This window comes from [Clostridium] aerotolerans DSM 5434 (assembly GCF_000687555.1).
GTDB lineage: Bacteria > Bacillota > Clostridia > Lachnospirales > Lachnospiraceae > Lacrimispora > Lacrimispora aerotolerans.
The window spans coordinates 164,929-187,115 of the sequence record NZ_JHWJ01000006.1; the positions used below are offsets into that span (position 1 = coordinate 164,929).

Annotated in this window: 19 protein-coding genes; 15 read left to right on the forward strand and 4 right to left on the reverse strand. The window is 41.7% G+C overall.

The window, feature by feature from the left end:
* The first annotated feature begins 41 nt into the window (after positions 1–41).
* From T546_RS0110715 to T546_RS0110740, 6 genes are all read left to right on the forward strand, one after another.
* Positions 42–947, forward strand: a complete 906-nt coding sequence (locus T546_RS0110715) for a DUF2935 domain-containing protein (RefSeq protein ID WP_026891612.1) — start codon at positions 42–44, stop codon at positions 945–947.
* 199 nt (positions 948–1,146) lie between these two features.
* Positions 1,147–1,359, forward strand: a complete 213-nt coding sequence (locus T546_RS0110720) for a hypothetical protein (RefSeq protein ID WP_026891613.1) — start codon at positions 1,147–1,149, stop codon at positions 1,357–1,359.
* 9 nt (positions 1,360–1,368) lie between these two features.
* On the forward strand, positions 1,369–1,731 hold the full coding sequence (locus tag T546_RS0110725; RefSeq protein WP_026891614.1) for a spore coat protein: 363 nt from the start codon (positions 1,369–1,371) through the stop codon (positions 1,729–1,731).
* A 14-nt stretch (positions 1,732–1,745) separates the two neighbouring features.
* Positions 1,746–2,882 carry a zinc-dependent alcohol dehydrogenase gene (locus tag T546_RS0110730; RefSeq protein ID WP_026891615.1) on the forward strand — a complete coding sequence of 379 codons (1,137 nt, stop codon included), beginning with the start codon at positions 1,746–1,748 and terminating at the stop codon, positions 2,880–2,882.
* A 20-nt stretch (positions 2,883–2,902) separates the two neighbouring features.
* Positions 2,903–3,145, forward strand: coding sequence for a hypothetical protein (locus T546_RS23340; protein WP_051629752.1), 243 nt, complete (start codon positions 2,903–2,905; stop codon positions 3,143–3,145).
* Complete coding sequence (locus T546_RS0110740) at positions 3,142–3,447, forward strand: spore coat protein (protein ID WP_026891616.1); 306 nt, start codon at positions 3,142–3,144, stop codon at positions 3,445–3,447. The genes T546_RS23340 and T546_RS0110740 overlap by 4 nt, the downstream gene beginning before the upstream one ends.
* A 116-nt stretch (positions 3,448–3,563) precedes the next feature.
* On the opposite strand, the gene fabF is transcribed toward T546_RS0110740, so the two are convergent.
* Positions 3,564–4,805, reverse strand: coding sequence for a beta-ketoacyl-ACP synthase II (fabF, locus tag T546_RS0110745; RefSeq protein ID WP_026891617.1), 1,242 nt, complete (start codon positions 4,803–4,805; stop codon positions 3,564–3,566).
* A gap of 1 nt (position 4,806) precedes the next feature.
* Positions 4,807–5,373 carry a TetR/AcrR family transcriptional regulator gene (locus tag T546_RS0110750; RefSeq protein WP_026891618.1) on the reverse strand — a complete coding sequence of 189 codons (567 nt, stop codon included), beginning with the start codon at positions 5,371–5,373 and terminating at the stop codon, positions 4,807–4,809.
* A gap of 257 nt (positions 5,374–5,630) precedes the next feature.
* Here T546_RS0110750 and T546_RS0110755 point away from each other — a divergent pair, with 257 nt between their 5' ends.
* Both T546_RS0110755 and T546_RS0110760 read left to right on the forward strand, forming a co-directional pair.
* On the forward strand, positions 5,631–5,957 hold the full coding sequence (locus T546_RS0110755) for a PadR family transcriptional regulator (RefSeq protein WP_026891619.1): 327 nt from the start codon (positions 5,631–5,633) through the stop codon (positions 5,955–5,957).
* A complete protein-coding gene (locus T546_RS0110760; protein ID WP_026891620.1) occupies positions 5,954–6,568 on the forward strand; it encodes a DUF2812 domain-containing protein in 615 nt (204 codons plus the stop codon). The genes T546_RS0110755 and T546_RS0110760 overlap by 4 nt, the downstream gene beginning before the upstream one ends.
* Before the next feature lie 28 nt (positions 6,569–6,596).
* On the opposite strand, the gene T546_RS23345 is transcribed toward T546_RS0110760, so the two are convergent.
* Positions 6,597–7,172, reverse strand: a complete 576-nt coding sequence (locus T546_RS23345; protein ID WP_051629754.1) for an NAD(P)H-dependent oxidoreductase — start codon at positions 7,170–7,172, stop codon at positions 6,597–6,599.
* A gap of 128 nt (positions 7,173–7,300) precedes the next feature.
* Between T546_RS23345 and T546_RS0110770 the strand changes: the two genes are divergently transcribed.
* Positions 7,301–7,804, forward strand: a complete 504-nt coding sequence (locus T546_RS0110770) for a pyridoxamine 5'-phosphate oxidase family protein (protein ID WP_026891621.1) — start codon at positions 7,301–7,303, stop codon at positions 7,802–7,804.
* A 90-nt stretch (positions 7,805–7,894) separates the two neighbouring features.
* Here the strand turns inward: T546_RS0110770 and T546_RS0110775 are convergent, their stop codons facing one another.
* The gene (locus tag T546_RS0110775) at positions 7,895–8,725 is read right to left on the reverse strand and encodes a MerR family transcriptional regulator (RefSeq protein WP_026891622.1); all 831 of its coding nucleotides are present in this window, start codon (positions 8,723–8,725) and stop codon (positions 7,895–7,897) included.
* Positions 8,726–8,849: 124 nt separating this feature from the next.
* Between T546_RS0110775 and T546_RS0110780 the strand changes: the two genes are divergently transcribed.
* The 6 genes from T546_RS0110780 (at position 8,850) to T546_RS24625 (ending at position 22,143) form a co-directional block, all read left to right on the forward strand.
* Positions 8,850–10,925: an FAD-dependent oxidoreductase gene (locus tag T546_RS0110780; RefSeq protein ID WP_026891623.1), complete on the forward strand. Its 2,076-nt coding sequence runs from the start codon at positions 8,850–8,852 to the stop codon at positions 10,923–10,925.
* Between the two features lie 17 nt (positions 10,926–10,942).
* On the forward strand, positions 10,943–11,629 hold the full coding sequence (locus T546_RS23350) for an NADH-ubiquinone oxidoreductase-F iron-sulfur binding region domain-containing protein (protein WP_051629756.1): 687 nt from the start codon (positions 10,943–10,945) through the stop codon (positions 11,627–11,629).
* Between the two features lie 22 nt (positions 11,630–11,651).
* Positions 11,652–13,103 (forward strand): FAD-dependent oxidoreductase, encoded by a 1,452-nt coding sequence (locus tag T546_RS0110790; RefSeq protein ID WP_026891624.1) that lies wholly within the window; start codon positions 11,652–11,654, stop codon positions 13,101–13,103.
* Positions 13,104–13,305: 202 nt separating this feature from the next.
* Positions 13,306–15,234 carry a sensor histidine kinase gene (locus tag T546_RS23355; RefSeq protein ID WP_242842225.1) on the forward strand — a complete coding sequence of 643 codons (1,929 nt, stop codon included), beginning with the start codon at positions 13,306–13,308 and terminating at the stop codon, positions 15,232–15,234.
* Positions 15,231–16,295, forward strand: a complete 1,065-nt coding sequence (locus tag T546_RS23360; protein WP_051629757.1) for a response regulator — start codon at positions 15,231–15,233, stop codon at positions 16,293–16,295. The genes T546_RS23355 and T546_RS23360 overlap by 4 nt, the downstream gene beginning before the upstream one ends.
* A 250-nt stretch (positions 16,296–16,545) precedes the next feature.
* Positions 16,546–22,143 carry an S-layer homology domain-containing protein gene (locus tag T546_RS24625; RefSeq protein WP_026891625.1) on the forward strand — a complete coding sequence of 1,866 codons (5,598 nt, stop codon included), beginning with the start codon at positions 16,546–16,548 and terminating at the stop codon, positions 22,141–22,143.
* Positions 22,144–22,187 lie beyond the last annotated feature (44 nt).

The following is a 22,187-nucleotide window of genomic DNA, read 5'->3' on the forward strand; positions in this document are numbered from 1 at the left end:
TTCAATCATATTATATTAAAAACTGTTTTAGGAAGTTATGAATGATCGATCAACAGCAATACGTCATTTTATCTCTGGAATTACATTTGTTTTTCGGCCGCATCATGAAAGAACATTCTATTTTTCTGGAAGCCGGATTTACGCCTGCAAATCCCAATTTTAGCAATGTAGCAGATCAGTTCAAAGAACAATTTGAACATATTTTGTATCGAGCAGTCGTTTTAGGCAATGGGATCATTACTCCGGGTGTGGTATCTTCCGGTGAAATCGTAACAGAGTATACCTTAGGTACGGAACAAAAGACTCAGAATTTTACTGGTATCGTAATCAATCAGGATATTACGAGAATGGAAGCGGACCTTTATGGCATTGAGAATCCTCAAATCACATCGGATATGGTACAGCAGGTACGACAGTTAAATACTCAGACCGTACCATTGCTGGACGGCCTAATTGAATTTAAGACAAGAGTGTTAAATGATGTATTGACATGCAATATGTTTACCATGAATTATCCGCTGCTCATTGATCATATTCTGAGGGAAGCCAATATGTACCGGAGTCAGCTTGCCGCGCTGGAAAGTGGAGAGAATCCCTATAACGATGTAAAAGACACAGAACTATTCTGGGATCAGATCATGATGGAGCATGCTCTATTCATCCGGGGACTTTTAGACCCTACGGAAGGGGAACTGATCAATACATCAAATAATTTTGCTCATGAGTACGCAGATCTTTTGGAAAAGGCCAGAAATGCCACAGATACTACCATGGAACAGATTACAGGAGAGACTCTGGAGGAAACTCTTAGGTATCAAGATTTCAAGGAAGCCGGTACCAGTGGAATCTCTGAATGCAAAATACGCAGTATTATTCTACCCCTTCTTGGTGACCATGTGCTGAGAGAAGCCAATCATTTTATCCGTCTGTTAAATCAATTTCGTTAAAATTAGATAGCATATATAACCCTTATACATTTAAACATAAGAGAGGCATTTCATCGTGAATAAGATGAGTGCCTCTTTTTCTTTGTATATTCATAAGGCAGAATGAATAAATTCCATTTTATAGTAATTATGAGAGTAATAACAAAAACTTTGGATACATTAGACAATATAAATTTTATGTATTCAAAGGAGATGTTATATGGAAAAAAGTAATCTGGCTTTGAACGAGACCATGCAGATACATGAATTACTGAATTTGAAGACGGTTTGCATGACGTCATCAAAGCTGACAGAAGGTGTAGTATTTGACCAGGACTTAAAAAAACTGCTTGAAACGTGTGTACAATCAACCATGACAGACATTAAGGAACTTCAGGAGCTGTTACAAATGGCCCCGGAAATCAAAGTGTGAGGGAGATCAATGATTAATGATTATTTGGAAATAAGAAATTCAGAAGGGATGCCAAAGCTTATCGATACCAATATGGCACTGATGCTTTTGCTCAACTCAAAAAACGGTGTACGAAACACAGCCATTGCTTTATCAGAAACCGCATCTCCCCAGGTGAGAAAGGTTCTGCGGAATCAGCTGAATAAAGGGATTGACTTGCATGGGCAGATTGCCAGTCTGATGATATCAAAAGGCTGGTTTCATCCCGTGGATTTAAAGAAACAATTTAATATGGATATTGAATCGTCAACCACATTGAGCCAGATTGCTGCTCTTGATTTGTTCCCAGGAGATACGAGCCGTCTTGGTACATTTGCCACTCCGGAAAAGTAAAGAGGTGAAAAAACATGAAAGCTGTAACATTTCAGGGGATAAAACGGGTAGAGGTAAAGAATGTACCTGAGCCCAAGATCAGAAAAAAAGATGACGTCATAGTTAAAATAACAAGTTCTGCTATTTGCGGTTCCGATCTTCATCTCATTCACGATATGATTCCTAACATATATCAGGATTATATTATTGGTCATGAACCAATGGGAATTGTAGAGGAGGTTGGATCAGAGGTTACAAAGGTAAAAAAGGGGGATCGGGTAATAATTCCCTTTAATATCAGCTGTGGCCACTGTTATTTTTGTGAGCATGGCTATACCAGTATGTGTGACAATTCCAATCCCAACGGTGAAAGCGGTGCATTCTTTGGGTATTCTGAAACCTTTGGTGGATATCCTGGAGGGCAGGCAGAGTTTTTAAGAGTTCCCTACGGAAATTTCACACCGTTTCTTATCCCGGAAGATTGTGAACTGGAAGATGAAAAGCTGGTGCTCATATCAGATGCGATGTCAACTGCCTATTGGAGCGTCGTCAATGCAGGGGTAGGCCCAGGCCATACCGTCATCGTCTTAGGCTGCGGACCCGTCGGTCTTCTGGCACAGAAATTCTGCTGGATGTTGGGAGCAGAACGAGTCATTGGAGTTGATTATATTGATTACCGGTTAAAGCATGCCAAGGATCATAATCAGGTGGAAACCGTTAATTTCGAGCAGCATGAAAATACGGGTGAATATTTAAAGGAATTAACAAAAGGCGGTGCTGATATAGTCATTGACTGTGTCGGTATGGACGGAAAGATGACGCCGCTTGAATTTGTTGCTTCAGGAGCCAAGCTGCAAAGTGGTGCTCTGGGAGGATTCATTATGGCGACCCAGGCCGTGAGAAAATGCGGTACCATTCAGGTAACAGGAGTTTATGGCGGGCGTTATAACGGATTCCCCTTTGGTGATATCATCAATAGAAATATAAACATCAGGACTGGACAGGCTCCTGTTATCCCATATATGAGAAAGCTTTATGATCTTGTGGCTGACGGAAAGTTCGATCCAACGGATATCATAACTCACCGGCTGCCCTTAGATGATGCCGAACACGGATATCATGCTTTTGATACAAAGACAGAAGACTGCATCAAAGTTATACTAAAACCATGACAGGAGGAAATCAGATCAATATGATAATGCCAAACGAAACACTTCAGCTAAATGAACTTTTGATATTAAAAAGCCTGAGCCTGTCTAAAACACTCCTCATGTCCCCCATGATCGCAGACCCGGATTTAAAAGAAATACTTTTAAAGGACGCAGGCATCTGCGAAAGCCATGTGAAGGAGCTAAGAGGCCTTATGGAACAATCTACCGTAAAAGGCGTAGAAACTATAAATCATTTTACAGAAGATGGGGGGAATGAAACATGACCGTATTAAGTGGGGTTGCTCATCTGGCAGGTCTCACCGATCAGATTATTGTAACTGATTTTGTTACTTCCCTCAAAAGCGCAATTCAGAATTATGGCATTGCAATTACCGAGGTCGCTTCACCTGAAATAAGAGAGATTCTTAAAAAACAGCTAAACGATGCCCTGGACACCCAGGAAGTCATATCAAACTATATGGTGGAAAAAGGATTTTATCATGCGTATGATATCCAGGAGCAAAAAGAGGAAATTTTAATGGTCTCTAAAGTTGCCATTGAATTAAGTGAAACAAAAAATAAATAGTAATATACCATAAAGAAATGGCTATTTTAATGGCCAATAGTATAAGCCAGCGTCGATTGGCGCTGGCTGGTAAGGGACGAGACATTTGGTATGCATTTTCTCAGTATTATGTAATGTTATTTGTCTTCTGCCTTCCACTTTTTAAATAGGAGAGAAGCGTTATGACCACCAAAGCCGAATCCGTTAGAAATTGCAAAATCAAGTGTGTGCCTGATGGCGGCATTGGGAACATAGTCGAGGTCGCATTCGTCATCTGCATTTGTCAAATTGATTGTTGGTGGTATTACACCATGCTGAAGCGCCTTTAATGTGATAATAGCTTCTATACCACCCGCAGCCCCAAACAAATGACCTGTCATGGATTTTGTTGCACTAATCTTGATTTTTTTGGCATGTTCCTTGAATAGAGCTTTGATTGCCTTTGTTTCTGATTTATCCCCCTCTTTTGTACCAGTGGCATGAGCATTGATATAATCCACCTGTGAGGGCAAAATATTTGCCATTTGTAATGCCAGTTCCATCGCCCGTTCAGCGCCATGATAATCTGGTGTGGTGATATGGTAGGCATCGGTGGTTGAGCCATATCCTATAATTTCTCCTAATATGTCTGCTCCACGGCTTTTTGCATGTTCCAGTTCTTCCAAAAATAAAATTGCCGAACCCTCGGACATGACAAAACCATCCCTTAATTTGTCAAATGGACGACTGGCTTTTTCGGGACAATCATTATTTGTGGACATTGCGTTCATGTTGGCAAAGCCTGAAAATGCGAGCGTATTAATGGGAGCTTCTGCTCCCCCTGCAATGATTGCATCGGTATGACCATATCGGATACTTAAAAATGCTTCTCCTATCGCCTGATTGGCGGTAGCACACGCTGAAACTGGAGCAAAGCTCGGCCCTTTAAATCCAGTTTTAATTGCAATAAATCCAGATGCCATATTACTTATCATCATCGGAATCATAAAAGGGGATACCCGGCGTGTCCCTTTATCTAAATAAGATTCGTGATTCTTTAATAGAGTGCCGACTCCACCAATTCCAGAACCCACATAAACGCCAACCCTGTTCTTATCAAAGCTTTCATCGTGTACCTGTGCCATATCAATTGCCTGCTTTGCCGCGGCATATGCATATTGTACAAACAGATCATACTGCCTTACTTCCTTTTTTTCCAAATAATTTTCAGGAACAAAATTATCTATATACCCGGCAATGCGAGAGGAGATATTAGAAAAGGAAGGGTCTTCTATTTTCTTAATTCCAGACCTTCCATTGACAACATTATCCCACAGCGTATCTACCGTATTGCCAGACGACGAAATAATACCGTAGCCTGTAATAACCACTCTTCTCATGTTAGCTGCCTCCTTGCGTACTTAACGCCTTGTTGAATTGCGCTTGGATTGATGAAATCATTTTTTCGAAGGAACTGTCATTTAGAACCCTTCTGTATTGAAGAGCGCCTTTCACACTCAAAAGTATCGTTCTTGCAATGTCATCGTTATCCAGGTTGGGGTTATACTTTCTTACCAGAGCTGCCCACAGCTCAATTTCATTTTTACTGATTTCTTCCAAAATCGTTTTCATACTTTCTGGTAAGTATTCATAGTCACTTTGCAAACTTGAGATAGGGCATATTTCATCGGGCATTATCTTATCAATTCTATTTTTAATAAACAACCAGGGCTTCTCCTTGTTATTGGTCATCTGCTCTAAAGTATGTTCATAGCTTTCCAATAAACCAGCTTGTATTTTCTCACAGACCGCGACACCCAAATCTTCTTTCTTCTCAAAGTAATAATGCACCGCAGCCTTTGTGATGCCCAAATCTTTAGAAATATCATCATAGCTCAAAGACAAAAATCCTTTTGTTTTAATGAGCCGCATAGACAAAGATACAATATCATCTTTTTTACCAGCCATAATTATTTCACGCTCCTTTTTACAAAACTTACCTACTAGTAAGTAAAAACACAATATCATATATTACCACTTCTGTCAATTGCCAATAGTCTGGTAGAATTATTTCGGATCACTATGTCTTAACACTATATCGGAAGACAGATATCATTTTTATTTTTTACTTGACTTATACAGTTGGACGATATATAATCAAAATGTACAGTTAAACTGTATAAATGCAAACGATATAAAGTGATACGATATAAAGGAGAACGATAATGAATTATAACAAGCTGTTACCTCTCACAGAAACGACATTTTACATTATGCTGTCTCTGGCAACTCCGTCCCATGGATATGCCATCATGCAGAATGTTGAGTTATTAAGCGAAAACAAAGTAAAGGTAGCTGCTGGAACACTTTACGGAGCGATAGAAAATCTATTAAAACAGAAGCTGATTATCGAAGTGAAAAGCGAAGACAAACGCCGCAGAGTATACACTCTGACCCCAGAAGGGAAGGAGTTACTAAAGCTTGAAATTGAGCGGTTAAGACACCTGATTCAAATATCAGAAGGAATAGAGCTTGGAGGCAAGGAACGATGAAAAAATTTAAAATTATTCCAGACTTTGTAAATGAAGAAAAGTTTTTAAATGAAATGGCCCTACAGGGATATTATTTGGAAAAATACAATTCACTTGGCGTATATACATTTCGGGAAGAGGCACCACAAAGTCTGTGTTACAGAATTGATTACCGTACATTTTCCAGCAAAAAGCAGTTTGAAGACTATTGTGCTCTGTTTGAGGATGCAGGCTGGGAACATGTTTACGGCACCCGTCATTCCGGTTCCCAATACTTTCTTCCCATACCAGGGAGAGCACAGACAGATGATATATTTTCAGATAAAGAATCGAAAGCAGGACGGTACAAACGGTATTCCTCCCAATGCTTTGCGTCCCTGATGTTAATGATTACCTGGCTTTTTGTATTAAATTCAGATAACTGGAAAATTTGGAATGTGAAAAGCTGGTATTTTACTCCCGGGCTTTGGGATATGCCTGGTTCCTTATTTTGGAAGGCATTTCTCTTTGAAACACCCTTTGTAATTTTAAGGGTTGCGCCAATGATACTCTTTTTCTTTATGGCAATTTTATATGGATATTGGTCCGTTAAAGCGAAGGACCTCTATAAAAAGGAGCTTGACGTCCACTGATTTTAATCATTGGGCGTCAAGCTCTTTTCTACAGCTTACGGAATATCTCTGGTTTTGATTCTATCATGGATAGAAAATTATATTTCCTTATATAATCCATATAATCTTTAGCGCTCTGTTCAATTTCCTCATCAGTGACTTGAAAGGATGCTCCAAAGAATGAAAAGTGCGGCAATGCAGTAGCTCCAATATAAATTGTAGTTGCTTTAAAAGGAGCGATAATCTCATCTACAGTAAATGTAATGGAACCATTTTGTGAGTAATTCTCCTTTTTATTCCCAATCGAGATTGCTATGCCAAATTTCTTACCATGGAGCGCATTGCCCATAGAACCATAAGCCCATCCACGGGTCAATACGTCATCAAGCCATTTCTTTAACAATGGGGGATAGCTATACCAGTACAATGGAAACTGGAGAATGATGCATTGATGGGTCTCAAGCAGTTTCTGTTCCTTAGATACATCAATGTTCCAATCAGGATATTCCTGATACAATTCATGAACGGTCACCTCATCGGGATTTAATAGCAGTTCCTGCCTCCATCTTTTGTTCACTCTGGAATGTTCCATATTGGGATGTGCTAGAATTACGAGTGTTTTCATAAGCATCACCTTTCTTACTTCGTCTTTTCCTATATTATTGAGCACATGACAAGAAAAGTAAATACATACAATGAAGTAATATAGTTACTTGCAGGTGGTTACTGGACGAAATCAAAGGAGGATTTTTTATGGATTATAAGAAAGCTGCCAGCTATTGGCTGGAAAAAGAGAAAGAGTCCGTCCGAATGGATGAGATTACTCTATGGCAGCATATGGAATCATTTATAAAGGCCCACAACACCTGTGCGCTCTCTACGGGCTGTAACGATTTTGTACGCTGTACTCCCATTGAGTACGAATTTAAGGATAAGAAATTCTGGCTGTTTTCTGAAGGGGGGCTTAAATTTCGGGGGCTGGAGGGAAATCATAATGTTTGCCTTGCCATTTTTAACAGCTATACTGGTTTTGGCCAGCTGGGAGGAATGCAGGTCACAGGCACAGCAGAGCTTGTAGAGCCATGGACGGCGGAATACATGGATTTACTGGCATATAAAATGATTCCGCCGGAGAACCTAAAAAAATTGTCCACTGCCTTATACCTGATTAAAATCACGCCGTTGCGCATCGATTATTTGTGCTCTGAATTTCAAACCTTGGGCTTTGATCCAAGACAGTACCTGATTGTTTCCTGATATCAGGGGCGAGTGAAGTCTGCCATGATGACCGGAATGAAAAAGCTTTTTTCAGTAATGAAAGAGGTTTTTTCATTCCGGTCATATTTTTTACTCATTTTCATTTAACAAATGCAGCAGCTGCAAATCCATATAGTAATTGTACTTGGAAGCTGCGGATACGTTTACCATTCTAGAGACCAGGTATGCGTGATTATCAATGCGGATATTCCGTTCCTTTGCATATTCACTCATCTCATTGAACGCAAGTACCAGATTTTCCTCAGAATATAAAAAGCGTTTCGTCAGATACCGGCCCTCGGGAAGAATTCTGCATGACAGTCCTGGTATTTTCTGATCGGAAAAGATACCAAACCCTTTCACCTGAAGGTGATTGTCTGCATGCAGCTCTGGAATATAATAATAAGTACACATGATATTTGTTTCACTGTTGCTTTTATTAAAGCCATCCATGGTATTGCGGCTTACATGTTTATCCAGATCATAGATGGAAACATTCAGTTCATTATAATACAGATTTCTGGTAAGGAGATACTGTTCAAATATTTCGATTTTTTCCGGATATTTCATTCGGTGCTTCAAATCAGTAATGAGACTGCCGGTCACTTTTCTGGAATATTCCAGGTCACTGATTTTTTGATCCAGCTGGCTCTGATGAGACTCTAAAATCGTTAACAATTTGTCAATTCCGTTGCCTTCCTGGATTAAAATTTTAATATCTTCCAGTGGAACGTTAAGTGTTTTGTTTAAATAACGGATTACGTCAATAATAAAAAACTGATCATAGCTATAGTAACGGTACTTGGTGAAAGCGTCTGTTTGAGAGGGTTTCAGCAAGTTGATCTGATCATAATTCCGAAGTGCCTTTATCGGAATATTTAAAATACGTGATACTTCCCCAATCGAATATAGTTTTGTCATTTTTTTCACACTTTCTGGTTGACTCTGCCCCTATGGCAGACCATATAGTCTATTATAGATTATTAATAAAAAGAGTCAATAAGAGTTATTTTGTTAAATGGAACGAAGAGAACGGAGGGCTTTAATGGAAAAGGTGTCAATTACGATTGATGGATATTCTTTGGAGGTTGATTCAGGAAAAAGCATACTAAGCGCAGCTTTGGAAGCAGATTTATATATACCGCACCTGTGTCATCATCCCGATCTGCCGGATGCAGGGGAATGCAGGCTTTGCGTGGTGGAGATTGAAGGCCGGGATGAAATCAAAACATCGTGTACCACTCAGGTGGAAGATGGAATGGTGATACATACAAAGACAGAGAAATTAAATGCCATGCGCCGTCTTTCCATGGAACTGATGCTGGCAAATCATGTGGATGACTGCACCACCTGTCCCAAATATCTAAAGTGCGAATTGCAGTCCCTGATCCAATATTTGGAGGTCAGTACCTCAAGGCTTCGAAGAACATTAAACAGTGTGCCGGTAAATACGGAAAATCCACTGTTTGTCCGTGACTTGAACCGCTGTGTATCCTGTGGCCGCTGTGTAAGAGCCTGTAAGGAGCTACGTGGTGTTGATGTATTAAATTATGAGATGACAGAAGATGACAGAGTCATGGTGGACGTTAAAAATCACCACACCATGGCAGAAGAGAACTGCCGTTTTTGCGGGGCATGTGTAGAGGTGTGTCCAACGGGAGCCTTGCAGGATAAGGAAGGAGTTTTTAAGCCGAATCTGAACCGGGACCTTGAACTGATTCCTTGTAAGGCAGAATGCCCCATTCATACGGATGTACCAAAATACGTTCGCGCCATCAAGGAAGGAAGATATCAGGATGCCATTGCCACCATCAGAGAAAAGGCACCCTTTCCTCATTCCCTGGGATATGTGTGTATGGCATTTTGCGAAAGCGCATGCAGGCGAAAGGAAATCAACCAGTCCCTGTCCATCCGAGAGCTTAAGAAATTTGCAGCAGCAAAGGATGAAGGGCTTTGGAAAGAGCACGTGACCTATAAGCCCAAAACAGGAAAACGGGTAGCAGTGATAGGAAGCGGTCCTGCGGGGCTCACCGCTGCGTATTATTTAACAAAGCTGGGCCATGAGGTCACTGTCTTTGAGAGATCACCGGTAGCAGGAGGAATGCTGTCTACAGGAATTCCAGATTACCGGCTTCCCAGAGAAGCTGTCCAGGCAGAGATTCTTGAAATAGAACGGGCAGGAGTCACCATTTTAACCAATACAAAGATAGAATCCTTAGAGGATTTGAAAAACAAGGGCTTTGATAAAATATTACTGGCGGTTGGGGCCGGTAAGGGAAACCGGCTGCCCATAGAAGGAGCTGATTACAGCAACGTCTATGAAAATATTGAGTTCTTAGAAAGAGCATCCTTAGGAAACTCAGAGTCTGTGGGAGAAAAAGTAGTTGTTCTTGGAGGCGGAAATGTTGCATTTGACTGCGCCAGACAAGCCTTGCGCCTGGGAGCTAAGGACGTGGTAATCGCATGTCTGGAAAGCAGGGAAGCCATGACTGCCAGTGAGGAAGAGATTTCAGAAGGACTAAAAGAAGGAATCAGGCTGATGAATGGAAGAACCTTTCTGTCAATCGAAGGTTCGGAAAATAAGGGCACAGGGGTTAAGTGTCAGGAGGTCTCTTCCTTTACCTTTGATGAAAACAGGAAATTACAGTTAGAAGTAAAACCCGATTCAGAGCATGTGATAAAAGCAGATACCATTATCTTTGCTGCCGGACAAAAACCAGAGCTGCCAAAGCAATGGGAGGTTCCGGTAAAGAAAGGTAATCTCATTGATACGGATGACGAAATCAGAGTAAAAGGCAGAGAGGATTTGTTTGCTGCCGGAGACGCCGTTTATGGAACCCATTCCGTGGTACAGGCCATAGCAGCAGGCCGTAAGGCTGCTTCTGTCATTGGTCAGGAATTAAATGGGGATTGGGATATTGAAGATAAGCTGGCAAATGACGTGGCACCAGATCCATTTCTGGGAAGATCGGAAGGCTTTTTAAAGACCGAACGACATGGCTGCGTGGATTCGTGCTTTAAGGAATCAGCCGCATGTGGGGAAGCCGGAAGATGTCTGCAATGTGATTTAAGAACCCAGATCACAAGGCCCAAGCTTTGGGTACATTACAAAATCAAGTAGGAGAAGGAGGGCGGATTATGGTATTAAAAGAAAGAGAACAATGGAAAGAAAAGTCTGTGGATGAGATTAAAGACTTTATATCAAATGTATATGAAAAAGAAGCAAAGAGTCCTTGTCCGGTGGATCGGCTAAAGGCCCTTTCTGACTCCCTTCGCCGCAAAAGCTGTGGGGAATGTGTCATCTGCAGGGAGGGGATTCTGCAGCTTTCCGTTCTCACTGAATCCATTACCCAGGGAGGTGGACGGGAGGGAGATATAGACGTAATAAGTGAAATATCCCAGGATATGTCCATAGGCTCAGGCTGTGATTTTGGCAGGGAAGTGGGAAAAATAGCAAAAGATATCATAGAAAGTGAAAGAGAGCAGTTCGAGCGCCATATTAAGAGAAAGCGTTGTGACGCTCTGGTCTGTAAAAATTTCATTACTTATTATATATCACCGGAAGCCTGTACTGGATGCAATCAATGCGCAAAGGCATGCAAAGCAGAATCCATAAAGGGCAGCAACGGACTGATCCACATCATTGACTCAGCCTCCTGCACAAAATGCGGGGACTGTGAACTGACCTGTGAATCCGGTGCCATATTAAAATCGAGTACTTCTGTGCCCAATCTTCCAACCATACCGGTGCCAGTGGGAAGTACTCCTTCCGATTCCAGTCAAGGCAGCTTAATGTCTCAAAGAAGACGTAGAAGAAGCGAATAAATCAAAAACAGGAGGAAGTATCATGAGAGAATTCGATGCAGATATCGCCGTAGTAGGCGGTGGGGCGGCAGGACTTGCAGCAGCAATCACAGCAGCAGAAAGAGGGGCAAAGGTTATTGTACTTGAGAAGGCCAATACCACAGGAGGATGTGCCAATATGGCAATGGGGCTTCTCGGTGTGGAGACAAAGCTTCAAAAGGAACGTCTGATTGATCTAACAAGGGAACGGGCGTTTGAGAAATTCATGGATTATACACACTGGAGATCTGACGCAAGGCTTGTGAAAAATTATATTTACCAGTCTTCAGAGACCATCGAATGGCTTCAGGATATGGGCGTTGAATTTGCATTGCCATCCAAATACTTTCCTGGCTCAGAAGCTACATGGCACATCATCAAACCGAAAACTGGAAATCCAGGGCTTCGTGCAGCTGCAACCATGATTAAGGCAATGACAGAGCGGGCAGAAGAGCTTGGAGTTACGATTATGCTGGAAACTCCAGTAAAGAATCTCATCAAAGACAATGGGGATATCATCGGTGTAACTGCCAGTGATAAGGATGGAGAGCTGGAGGTATATGCCGGTGCCGTTATTATTTCATCCGGTGGATTTGGTGACAGTCCTGAATTCATTAAGAAATACACTCCTTATGAATGGGGAAAAGATCTCTATTCCTATCGGATACCAGGACTGACAGGAGACGGCATTCAGATGGCCTGGGATGCTGGTGCAGGTAAAGATTACATGGATATGGAGCTGGTATTCTTTGCGCCTAATACAGGCGGATACGCACCCATTGAGCTTCCCTTCCGTCAGCCAAACCTGTTTGTAAATCTTGATGGCAAACGTTTTTATAATGAAGAGGTGGTGGAGAATCCTGTATTCTCTGTCAATGCCATTGCACGCCAGAAAAACCGTGTTGTATTTTCCATCGTTGATGATAAAATTTTAAAGCGGTATGAAGAAGATGGTCTGGACCTGATTAATGTGGTAACATCCTCCATGGACATGTCTTATTTTAATCAGGAAATGGAAGAGCATGTAAGAAACGGAAGTGACGTTTTATTCGTAGCAGATACCATAGAAGAACTGGCAGAAAAAACTGGAATTGATAAAGAGGGATTATCAGAGACCTTAAAACTGTATAATGAGGCATGCCAGACAGGGCTCGATCAGGAATTTAATAAGAAAAAGAGATATTTAAAACCCATCGATGGTCACAAATTCTATGCGCTGAAGTTTGCTCCAAGTGCTTACGGCAGCATGGGAGGAATCAAAATAAACGAAAAAACGGAGGTCACCACGGAGCAGGCAGAGGTAATTCCAGGTCTTTATGCGGCTGGTACGGATGCATACTCTGTCTGTAATCCTGATTACGTATTTGTGCTCCCAGGAAATAGTCTTGGATTTGCAGTCAATAGCGGAAGAATGGCAGGAAAACACGCAATTGAGTACATTAAAAGTCTGGATTAAAGAACGGTAATATCATGGAGAGAGGTAATCTATGATACAATATAAAAAACAGGGACCTGATATTTTGTCCCTGTTTTTTTAATCATTAAGAAATTTTTCTTGTCGGATTATGGTATTTTATGTATAATTAAGCATACTTTTTTTCTGGCCGCATGTAGTGACAGTGGCCTCGTTGATGTTTTCAATTGGAGGTAACAGCTTGGTGAAACGATCCATTACAGCCCTTCTCATTCAATTCTTTTTCTTTTCCCTGCTTTTTTTGTCAATGCCAAAGCAAATAGACCGGTATGAAAGCAATCCCCGGGGAGTGGAAGGAGTCATTGACTTATCCAATTGGAATATGGAAGAGACCAAAATTCTGCGATTAGATGGAGAATGGGAATTCTATTGGAATCAACTCCTTACACCGGAAGATTTCCGTTCCAAAGCCCAGCCTAAAATTTCTGCTTATATGCAGGTACCAGGATTATGGAACGGAACGGAAATTGACGGCAAAAAACTTCCGGCATTTGGCTGCGGGACCTATCGGCTCAAATTAAATCATGTTCCAGACAGCGAAGTACTGGGGCTAAAGAGGGGAAATGCCCGCTTTTCCAGTAAGGTCTTTGCGAACGGACACGAGATAATCTCAGATGGTGTTCCGGCCTACCAGGCAAAGGATTATAAATCCGGGAATACACCTAAGCTTGGATTCTTTCAAAATGATAGTGAAAACATTGAGATTATCGTACAGGTGGCTAATTATGAATATATGAATTCCGGTATTCCTGTTTCTCTGGAGCTTGGCAGAGAGGATGCCATGCTGTACCAGCATCAGAAAAACAATATGCTGGCACTTGGAATATTTGTGATTTTATGGACCATCGCATTTTTATATCTGATATTCTTTGTGGTTGCCCGGATCAAAGGAATCAGGGAATATATATTACCCCTGTTTTCCTTATTCTGTTTTGTGTTTGCAGTCGGCAATGGATTATCAGATCAACGGCCTCTATTATTTTTCTTCCCTGATATCTCCTTTACTTTGACGTTTAAAATGAAGGATTTCTTTTTATCCTTTAATTTTATTATCCTGTTGTGGGTATTTCACAAGTTTGAAAATGGACTAGTGCCATTGCGTCCTGTGAAAATCATATCCATTTTATATGGATTATATCTAATTGCGGTGATTCTGCTTCCCATACATGTCTACTATGAAATACACCAGGTAGTCATGCTCTGCAATACTGTAATCCTTTTGGTGCTGCTGGTTCGTGCCATACAATTATACATAAAAGAGGGGAAAGGGCTTTTGCTGTTTGTTTCCGTGCTGGCAGTGAATCTGTATTCTCTTGATTGCATTTTGTTTTCTCTGGGATTAAAAGCCAATTCCGGCTTTTCCCAGGTATTTATGATGATTTTTGCTGTAGTAATGATCTTACTGTTATCCATGCATTATCTTACGGCAATCACTCAGCTGCAAACGTCTGTCTTGCGGACCCAGGAAGCGGAAATCGCTTTTTTAAGAGCTCAGATTAACCCTCATTTCCTATATAATGCCTTAAATTCCATCGCTGCTTTATGTGCCACCGCACCGGAAAAGGCAGAAGAGGTGGTAGTGGAGCTGTCTCAGTATTTAAGGCGCAGCTTTGATTTTAAGCGGATTGACGCCATGACCACTCTGGGGAAAGAACTGGAATTACTGGAAGCATATCTTTACATAGAGAAAACACGTTTTGGGGATCGGCTGAACGTAGAATATGACATCGATGAAACCTTAAATATCCCGATTCCGCCCTTAATTTTACAGCCTCTGGTCGAGAACGCAGTTCGCCACGGGCTTATGAATAGTGTTTTAGGCGGCACTGTAACCATATCCATAAAACGTCAGCAGGAAGAGGCCGTTTTTACGATTGAGGATAACGGCGTTGGAATAGAAGCGGTAAGAATCAGCGAATTGCTGGAGGAAAAACCAAAGTCAGGTGGTATTGGCATGTGGAATATCAATCAAAGGCTTCACATGCTTTATAACAGAGGGTTGACCGTTTGCAGTGAAATCGGACGTGGCACAAGGATTAGCTTTTGCCTGCCTCTGGCTATGGATAAGAAACCGGGAAGAATACGCCGTTTGAGAGGGGGCAGCCATAGATGAAGGCAATCATAGTAGACGATGAAGAGCTGGCTCGCAGCCGCCTTTCCATTTTATTGGCAGAGGTAGATGATATCACTCTTTGCGGCTCCTTTGGTACAGCGGCAGAGGGACTTAATTACATAGAGAAGCAATCTGTGGATGTGGTTTTTTTGGATATCACCATGCCGGAAATGGACGGGCTGGAATTTGCAAATCTCCTGTTGGAGAGGGGACACTCTGCCAGTGTTGTATTTGTTACTGGTTACGGAGAGTATGCAATAGAGGCCTTTGAACTGGAAGCATCGGATTATCTCCTTAAGCCCATCAGCAGGGAACGTTTGGCGAAAACCATAAATCGTCTTACTAAGCTGAAGCGGCTGGAAGCCAGTCGTCTTTATATCACCTGTTTTGGAGGATTTCGTGTTTCTGTACAGGAGGAAGGCGGACACGCCATCAGCTGGCGGTCTCCAAAGGTAGAGGAGCTGTTTGCCTATCTGGTATGGAAGGGCAGCGTCAGCCGGGATGAAATTGCAGATACCTTGTGGGAAGGCTTTACCTTAGATAAGGCCATGAAAAATCTAAATTCCACAGTCTATTACATCCGAAAGGCCCTGCAGCAGTATGGGCTTGAGGACTGTCTCATAACCACCAGAAAACAGATTTCCCTTGATTCCAAACGAGTTTTTTGTGATTTATATGAGTTTCAGCAGATGCAGAATTCAGCATGGAAAACGGAAAAAGACCTGGAACGGTTGAATGAACTTTACCGGGGAGGCCTGTTTCAGGGGAAAACATATGAGTGGTCCTTTGGAAAAGCACAGATACTTGAAAAAAGCATGATAACTAATCTACTAAAAGCAGCGGAAAAAAGAGAGCAGCTAAAGCTTGAGGAAGAAGCAGAACAGCTCTATCTTCGTGCCCTGGAGCTGGATCCTTTTCATGAGGTCGCCTGCGGCCGGCTTTTGAGTTTTTATATGCGGCTTGGAAGAAAAGAAAAGGAAAAGCAGCTTCGAAGGGAGATTGAGAAGCTGTTTTCGGATGATGCACCGCCGCCGTTGTTGATTTTTAAAAATCGTTTATAATTAAATATAATAAATTTTTTAATACCTCTATATTGGACAAGTCTATTTAAAAGTCCTTAATAGGGGTATTTTTTATTATTTTTATTAAGTTTTAATCATTTGCCATAACAAATTCAATTATCTTGGGCTCCTCGTTGTTTATTCTACGTTGATTGTAGTGTTGTATAATATGGCAAGTTCTATTAAAGGGGGATGATTGGTGAAAGGCCCAGTCAGGTAATACTACATAACTTTACAAGGAGGATAAAATATGAAAAAACACAGACCTTTCCAGCGTTCTTTGGCATTGGCGTTATCAATGGTCATGGTGCTGGGCGGAATACCGATTCCGGTATCAGCGAATGTTCTGCCGTCAGAGAGTGAACAAGAAATCATCTCATTTGAGCCATTGGCAGAAGAAACAGAATATCAATCCGTGCCAATCGGCACGAAGCTTAGGGAGCTTGATCTGCCTAAGAAATTAATGGCAACCGTGGAGATAACAACTACCGGGGAAACTCCTTCTGAAGTCGTGGAAGAGCCAGTGGAAGCTCCAACCAAGGAAACCCCAACGGATGGCAGCTCTCAGGAGCCAACAGAACCCCAGAAACCTCAAGAACCTCAGGAAACTCAAGCTCCTCAGGAACCACAGGAAACCAATGAATCGGAAATTCCTGACGCAACCAGCAGCAATGCCTTTCGTGCAGATAGCATCAGAGTCGATTCCTTTGATGAAGATGATGCGGATATTACAGATTTAGAGGAAACTCAGGTAGTGGAAAAAACTATTTCCGTACCGGTAACATGGAGTGCAGAGCAGGATTATGAATCTGATGTGGCAGGAGAGTATGTTTTCCAGCCGACAATTTCTGATGAGTATGTGATTGCAGCGGGTGTTGATTTGCCGACCATTACGGTATCAGTTGGAAATATGATGCTTAGAGGAAACGGTTGGTATAAACGAACCAATGTGCTGGATTTAACAGCTGATATGGTCCTGTTTAAAAATGCCATTGGGGGAATGACAGGAGCAAATCCCTTGGATTCAGATATCACAATTTCAGGTGAGGGATGGTATTGGTATTTATATGGTTCTGAAGAATACAATTATCCTGAAAAAACCCTTTTACTTGATGGTATTAATTTAGATACTGAAGATTTCAAAAGTTTAGTCGTGCCTGAAGGGACGACCATTATTCTTGCGGATGGAAGCAGCAATTTTATAAATAATACTTATGCATATACCCCTGAACTTAGTGTTGGTATATCCGGAGATTCCCTTACAATTGCAGGGGATGGTGAATTATATGTAACACTTGGAAGTTCATCTAGTTATGGAAGCATTGGAATCGATTCTAACTCAGACTTTACGTTGGAGGATTCTAAGGTATACATACGATTTAATAATAGCAGTGAAAATAATTATACCTTACTAACGCAGGATGGTGGTTCGGGCTTTACCGTTTATCAAAGTTCAGAAAACGGTGATTATGACATAGAAGCCACTTGGTACGAAATCCAAAGAAAGTATACCTACAATGGTGGTACTGCTGTTACTGCAGTTATGCTTGTAAATGGAACTACCTCACACCCTACTGCAACTATTTCAGATAAGACCGTATCTGGAACAGCTGGAAAAATGCTTACTGGTGATAATGATATTACAATTTCAATCCTTAATGACTCATTGATAGAGTTACAGGAAAATGATGATGTATCCAGTTGGTTCAGCCATCTTCCAATTGGACTCACTGCAACAGTGAAAAGTTTTACACCGGAAAGCGTTACTATTGCCTTCTCCGGAACTCCAACTGTTGAGACAAATGAAGCAATGAATATTACAATTCCAGCCGATTACCTGACAAATGGTATGTTACCCGTAACGGTTAATAACAATGCCAAATTCTATATTACCGGCGTTAGTCCCCGTAACAGTAATCTGGATTTGACAAAGGATGAGTTGTCTTATGCAGATACATCTGGAGGTATAGGATATGCATCTCCTATTACAGAGAATATTACAAATACGAGTGAGGGCTGGTCATGGTATTTATATGGAGATGAGGCCACAGGGTATCCTGCAAGAACACTTGTCATAGATGGTTTGAATCTTAATGGTAGTATTAAATTGCCTAACGACGCAACCATTATATTGGCAGATGGAAGCTTAAGCTCGGCAATGGCACCACAAAATGTAATTGAAGGAACACAAGTAACGATCAAAGGGTCTGGTGAATTGATTGTTGTGGGAACCAGTACCGAGGGTACAACAGGGATTCGTACGACTGTACTGACAATTGAAGATGGTATCGTAAGAGTATCAGCTCCATTAGCAACTAACGGTTTTATTATCCAGACTAGTACCTTGAATATTACAGGCGGAACCCTTTATGCTAAATCAAATAGCGGTGGTTATGCGGTTGGTTTACTAAATTTGACTCCAAATCAAGGACTTACCGTATTACAGAAGGCAAATGACGATTATGTTGAAGATGTAAATTTAAAATACATTGGTTATTGTTATACTTTTTTTAGAAATGATAACAGCAAAGCCAATGACTTGAAATTCACCGTAGAAAAACCAGCTCCTTTAGCCACTGTGGAAAATAAAGTTATATCCGGTATCACGAACAATGCACTCACCGGACAAGATTTTATAACAGTATCTCTGGAAAATGAAAGATATAACAACTTAAATAAAGGTGACGTTGTATCAAGCTGGTTCCAGAACCTGCCCAAGGGAATTACTGCAAGGGTAGAAAGCATTAATTCTGATGCTTCTGTTACCATTGGTTTTACCGGAACACCAATTAAAAAATCAGCGGAAGTGATGAATATAGTTATTCCTGCAGGTAATCTGGTCGGCGGTAAATCGTTATCCGTAACGGCCAATAACGAGACCAGGTTTGATATCGTAGAAGCTGGAGTTCGAACCATTTCTTTGGATTTAACGTCAGATATTGTTTGGTACCGCAACACAAATGGTGAGTTGGTTAAAAAAGATCCTAGAAGAAGTGATATCGATGACACATCAGAAGGCTGGTCATGGTATTATGGTCATAACGATCTTATATTAGATGGTATAAATCTAGTTACTTCTGATAGTGTTGGAATCACGGTTCCAAATGCAACAAGGGTCTTTTTGGCTGAGGAAAGTGATAATAATATAAGTGTTTTAGATACCGACAGCGATTATGCCATCAAAGGCATCTATGGTATTGGAGATATGGAAATATCAGGAAATACTGGTATCCTTCAAGTTACTGCGGGGAACACAATTGGGAACTTTAGTGCCGGCATCCATGCGATAGGCAGCATTTATTACTACGGGGGTAATGTCACAGCAACCGCAGGAGATTCTTCTTCTATGAGTTTTGGTATTGTCTCAGATAGTGGTATTTCTATTACAGGTGGTAGCATATATGCAAAAAGCGGTTCAGTCACTGATACGGATGGAATTGCTACAGCCATCCGCGCAAGATACGGAATCATAGATGATGGAATGGAAGTCTTCCAAAATGTGGAAGGAGATTACACAGAACCAGCAATTGTAAGAGATAATAGCAATACAACCTCTAATTATGTATTTGCAGGAGATAACATTGCTTCCGATCTTAGAATTACAACCCAAGGAACCATAAACAATACAGGAGGTTCCGCAAATGTTACGTTCAAAGGAACTTCTATAGATTTAAAACAATTACCTTCATTATTTACCGTGGATCAGAACGCAGGAAATCGAATTTATGCGGTTGAGGAAGGCGGCACTGGTGCAGGCACCATCACCGGCAGCATACTTACAGTGACCAAAGCAGGAACCATCCGCATCAGTCTTGCAACAGAAAAGACACAAACTCATCCGGCTGGGGCAAAGGTATATGCAGTCCTTACGGTGAAAAAAGGAGAGAAGACCACTTCACCAGCTCACTTAAGTGTCGTAAATGCGACTACGAATGGCGGAAGCGATGGAAAGATTACAGGTCTTACCCCCAATACCAAATACGAATACAAAAAAGACGGAGCTTCCTACAAAGAAGTAACTACCAATGAGCGTGGAGAAATCACAGGACTGTCTACTGGTTCCTATGTGGTGCGTTTTGCAGAAAATGAACTGTATGGCGCAAGCTCCGATTCATTGGCTATCACCATCGGTCAGCCAGATGTTGATAACGGCGGAAACAACGGCGGAAATAACGGCGGTAACACAGGAGGAAACTCCGGCAGTGATTCTGACAGAGACTCCGGCAATTCAACCACAAATGGTTCCCTACCAACCCAGGCAGTCACAGGCGCAGCCCAAAATGCAGCAGAAGTGGACAGTAAGGGAAATGCAGTAGTAAGTGTATCAGATAAAAACATCACGGACGCAATTGCAAATGCCAGAGCAATCGCAGCCAAAAAGGGTGTGAATGCAGGTGACATCGCAGTATCCATCCATGTAACAACAGGTGGTCAGGATGCCTCAGCCGTTACGGTCAATCTGCCAAAGAACATTCAACAGCAGGTAATCAGTAACAGAATTTCCAGTGTAGAGCTGATGATCGACCGTCCGGATATCACACTTGGCATCAATCTGGCAGCAGTAACGGAAATTAATAAGCAGGCAAATGCAGACGTGCAGCTTACCGCAAAAAAAGTGGATCCTTCCACACTTAGCGGTGCAGCTAAAAATAAAATCGGCTCACGTCCTACCTATGATTTAAAAGCAAGCTATGAGGGCGGAGCAAAACATGTATCCAACTTTGGAGCAGGTTCTGTTTTTGTAAGCATTCCTTACGCACCGGCATCCGATGAAGCCATTGGTGGCCTGTATGCCGTTTACGTAGATGAACAGGGAAATACAACCCGCGTGGAAGGTTCCGCTTACGACAGCAACAGCAAGAGCCTGATCTTTAAGACCAACCATTTCTCTGTATATGGCTTGGGCTATGAATCTCCGGCAACAAAATTAACGGATACCAGCGGAAGCTGGGCAAAAGATTCCATTGACTATGTGGTGAACAGAGGACTTATTAACGGAAGTACGGAAACCGTATTTTCACCTGATCAGGCCATTACCAGGGGAGTCCTTGCAGCAGCACTTGGAAGATTAGCAGCCATTGATGTAAAAGCTTATGGAACAAACAGCTTTACCGATGTAAAAGCTGACAATGGATACCGTCCTTATATGGAATGGGCCAATGAAAAAGGAATCATTCAGGGCAAGGGAAATAATCAGTTCGCTCCAGATCAGGCAGTGACCAGGGAAGAGGCAGCTGTAATTCTTTCAAACTACGCAAAAGCAACTGGTTATGAACTTCCAGTGGCCCGCGTTGCCTTTGCTTTCTCAGATGGAGCAAAGATTGAAAACGGATATCAGGAAGCAGTAACGGCCATGCAGAAAGCTGGAGTCATTATTGGTAAGGAAGGAAGCAGCTTTAATCCGAAAGCAAGTGAAAGCCGTGCAGAAGTATCCGCTATGCTTCACCGTTACATCAAACTGACCATCAATCCAATCACAGCACAGAACTGGGCAAAGAATGACAGTGGTCAGTACATGTACTTCAAAGATGGAAAAGCAGTCACTGACTGGCAGACCATTGATGGTGTAAGATATTACTTTGAACCATCTGGTATTTTAAAAACCGGTTGGGTCAAGGACGGTCAGAACTGGCGTTACTACGACCTTAAAACAATGATGGTTGGTTTTAAAAATATCACAGACAATGGCATTGAAAAAACATACTACTTTAGCAGCGAAGGCATAATGGTATCTGGCAAATGGCTGGAGATCGAAGGGAAATGGTATTACTTTAACAAAGACGGTTCCCTTGCCAGAAATACAAAAGTAGATGGCTATGACATTGACGAAGCAGGCGTAAGAAAATAGAATAATAAGTAAAAGACCAAAAGGCCGCAGGATTCTCACCAGAA

What these genes read in the sequence shown, in the direction of transcription:
- T546_RS0110730 (WP_026891615.1), top strand. Translation starts at nt 1,746, where the DNA reads ATGAAAGCTGTAACATTTCAGGGGATAAAACGGGTAGAGGTAAAGAAT.
- T546_RS0110790 (WP_026891624.1), top strand. Translation starts at nt 11,652, where the DNA reads ATGAGAGAATTCGATGCAGATATCGCCGTAGTAGGCGGTGGGGCGGCA.
- T546_RS24625 (WP_026891625.1), top strand. Translation starts at nt 16,546, where the DNA reads ATGAAAAAACACAGACCTTTCCAGCGTTCTTTGGCATTGGCGTTATCA.
- T546_RS0110740 (WP_026891616.1), top strand. Translation starts at nt 3,142, where the DNA reads ATGACCGTATTAAGTGGGGTTGCTCATCTGGCAGGTCTCACCGATCAG.
- fabF (WP_026891617.1), bottom strand. Translation starts at nt 4,805, where the DNA reads ATGAGAAGAGTGGTTATTACAGGCTACGGTATTATTTCGTCGTCTGGC.
- T546_RS23340 (WP_051629752.1), top strand. Translation starts at nt 2,903, where the DNA reads ATGATAATGCCAAACGAAACACTTCAGCTAAATGAACTTTTGATATTA.
- T546_RS0110760 (WP_026891620.1), top strand. Translation starts at nt 5,954, where the DNA reads ATGAAAAAATTTAAAATTATTCCAGACTTTGTAAATGAAGAAAAGTTT.
- T546_RS0110755 (WP_026891619.1), top strand. Translation starts at nt 5,631, where the DNA reads ATGAATTATAACAAGCTGTTACCTCTCACAGAAACGACATTTTACATT.
- T546_RS0110770 (WP_026891621.1), top strand. Translation starts at nt 7,301, where the DNA reads ATGGATTATAAGAAAGCTGCCAGCTATTGGCTGGAAAAAGAGAAAGAG.
- T546_RS0110720 (WP_026891613.1), top strand. Translation starts at nt 1,147, where the DNA reads ATGGAAAAAAGTAATCTGGCTTTGAACGAGACCATGCAGATACATGAA.
- T546_RS0110780 (WP_026891623.1), top strand. Translation starts at nt 8,850, where the DNA reads ATGGAAAAGGTGTCAATTACGATTGATGGATATTCTTTGGAGGTTGAT.
- T546_RS23350 (WP_051629756.1), top strand. Translation starts at nt 10,943, where the DNA reads ATGGTATTAAAAGAAAGAGAACAATGGAAAGAAAAGTCTGTGGATGAG.
- T546_RS23345 (WP_051629754.1), bottom strand. Translation starts at nt 7,172, where the DNA reads ATGAAAACACTCGTAATTCTAGCACATCCCAATATGGAACATTCCAGA.
- T546_RS0110775 (WP_026891622.1), bottom strand. Translation starts at nt 8,725, where the DNA reads ATGACAAAACTATATTCGATTGGGGAAGTATCACGTATTTTAAATATT.
- T546_RS0110750 (WP_026891618.1), bottom strand. Translation starts at nt 5,373, where the DNA reads ATGGCTGGTAAAAAAGATGATATTGTATCTTTGTCTATGCGGCTCATT.
- T546_RS23360 (WP_051629757.1), top strand. Translation starts at nt 15,231, where the DNA reads ATGAAGGCAATCATAGTAGACGATGAAGAGCTGGCTCGCAGCCGCCTT.
- T546_RS0110715 (WP_026891612.1), top strand. Translation starts at nt 42, where the DNA reads ATGATCGATCAACAGCAATACGTCATTTTATCTCTGGAATTACATTTG.
- T546_RS0110725 (WP_026891614.1), top strand. Translation starts at nt 1,369, where the DNA reads ATGATTAATGATTATTTGGAAATAAGAAATTCAGAAGGGATGCCAAAG.